The organism is Sandarakinorhabdus sp. (assembly GCF_031422795.1).
In the GTDB taxonomy this organism is placed as follows: Bacteria; Pseudomonadota; Alphaproteobacteria; order Sphingomonadales; family Sphingomonadaceae; genus Sandarakinorhabdus.
In genome coordinates this window covers 1-1,955 of record NZ_JANPML010000393.1, presented here as the reverse complement: position 1 = coordinate 1,955, position 1,955 = coordinate 1, and the positions used below count along the sequence as shown (strand labels likewise).

Below are 1,955 nucleotides of genomic sequence, written 5' to 3'. Positions count from 1 at the left end.
CCTATTCGGTGCGGATGGCCGCCGTGATGGCATCGCTCGCCAGTCGCGTGACGGTGGGCCCGGAAAGCCCGCGCCTGCTCGCCGGCACCGGCAATGATCAGGTGCATCTGCTGGTGATCTGCTCGTCGGAACGCGGCCTTGCCGGTGGTTTCAACAGCAACATCGCCAAGCTGGCGCGCCGCACGCTGGAAGATCTGCTGGGCCAGGGCAAGACGGTGAAGCTGATGTTCGTCGGCAAGAAGGCCCGCGCGCCGTTTGCCCGCACGCACAAGGAGCTGATCGTCGGCACTGTCGACATGACCCACATCAAGAACGTGGGTTTTGCCGATGCCAAGAGCGTGGCTGACAATGTGGTGGCGCGTTTCGAAGCCGGCGAGTTCGATGTCGCCCACCTGTTCTTCTCCACTTTCAAGTCGGCGCTGACTCAGGAGCCGACCCGGCTGCAGATCATCCCGGCGGCGCTGCCGGCTGGCGATGCCAAGGGTGCCGACGCCAGCGTCGAATATGAGCCGGACGAAGAAGCCATCCTCGCCGATCTGCTGCCGAAGAATCTTGCCGTGCAGGTGTTCCGCGCGCTGCTGGAAAATGCCGCGTCCGAACAGGGCAGCCGCATGACCGCCATGGACAGCGCCACCCGCAACGCCGGCGACATGATCAACAAGCTGAGTATCACCTACAACCGCACGAGACAGGCCGCGATCACCAAGGAATTGATCGAGATCATCTCGGGCGCCGAAGCCCTTTAAGGAGCACGCCTCATGGCCAATACCACCAACAATGTCGGCCGCATCAGCCAGGTCATCGGCGCCGTTGTCGACGTCACTTTCGATGGCGAACTGCCGGCGATTCTCTCGGCGCTGGAAACCAGCGTCAACGGCAACCGCCTCGTTCTGGAAGTCGCCCAGCACCTGGGTGAAAGCGCCGTGCGCTGCATCGCCATGGACGCCACCGACGGCATGGTGCGCGGCCAGGAAGTGACCGACACCGGCAGCCAGATCCGCGTGCCGGTTGGCCCGGCCACCCTGGGCCGCATCATGAACGTCATCGGTGAGCCGATCGACGAGCGTGGCCCGATCGACCAGACCAACACCGCGCCGATCCACGCCAAGGCCCCGGAATTCGTCGATCAGTCGACCGAATCCAGCATCCTGGTCACCGGCATCAAGGTCATCGATCTGCTCGCGCCTTATGCCAAGGGCGGCAAGATCGGCCTGTTCGGCGGCGCCGGCGTCGGCAAGACCGTGCTGATTCAGGAACTGATCAACAACATCGCCAAGGGCCACGGCGGCACCTCGGTGTTCGCCGGCGTGGGTGAACGCACCCGCGAAGGCAATGATCTGTATCACGAATTCCTCGAAGCCGGCGTTATCGCGTCGGATGCGGATGGCAACGCCATCTCCGAAGGTTCCAAGGTGGCGCTGGTCTATGGCCAGATGAACGAGCCGCCCGGCGCCCGCGCCCGCGTCGCCCTGTCGGGCCTGACGATTGCCGAATATTTCCGCGACGTAGAGGGCCAGGACGTGCTGTTCTTCGTGGACAACATCTTCCGCTTCACCCAGGCCGGTTCCGAAGTGTCGGCGCTGCTCGGCCGCATCCCCTCGGCCGTGGGCTATCAGCCGACGCTGGCCACCGACATGGGCGCCCTGCAGGAACGCATCACGTCGACCAACAAGGGTTCGATCACCTCGGTGCAGGCCATTTACGTGCCCGCCGACGATCTGACCGATCCGGCCCCGGCCGCGTCGTTCGCCCACTTGGACGCCACCACCGTGCTGAGCCGCGCGATTTCGGAAATGGGCATCTACCCGGCCGTCGATCCGCTCGATTCGACCAGCCGCGTGCTGGCCCCGCGCGTTGTGGGTGACGAACATTACGGCGTCGCCCGTTCGGTTCAGGAAGTGCTGCAGAAGTACAAGAGCCTGCAGGACATCATCGCCATTCTGGGCATGGATGAA

At 64.1% G+C, this 1,955-nt stretch carries 2 protein-coding genes; both read left to right on the top strand.

Features of this window, described 5'->3' with window-relative positions:
- The coding region (locus RMO81_RS13840) for a F0F1 ATP synthase subunit gamma (RefSeq protein WP_310476476.1) at nucleotides 1-746 on the top strand (746 nt) is incomplete at its 5' end.
- A 12-nt stretch (nucleotides 747-758) separates the two neighbouring features.
- On the top strand, nucleotides 759-1,955 hold a 1,197-nt coding region (gene atpD, locus RMO81_RS13835), incomplete at its 3' end, for a F0F1 ATP synthase subunit beta (protein WP_310476475.1).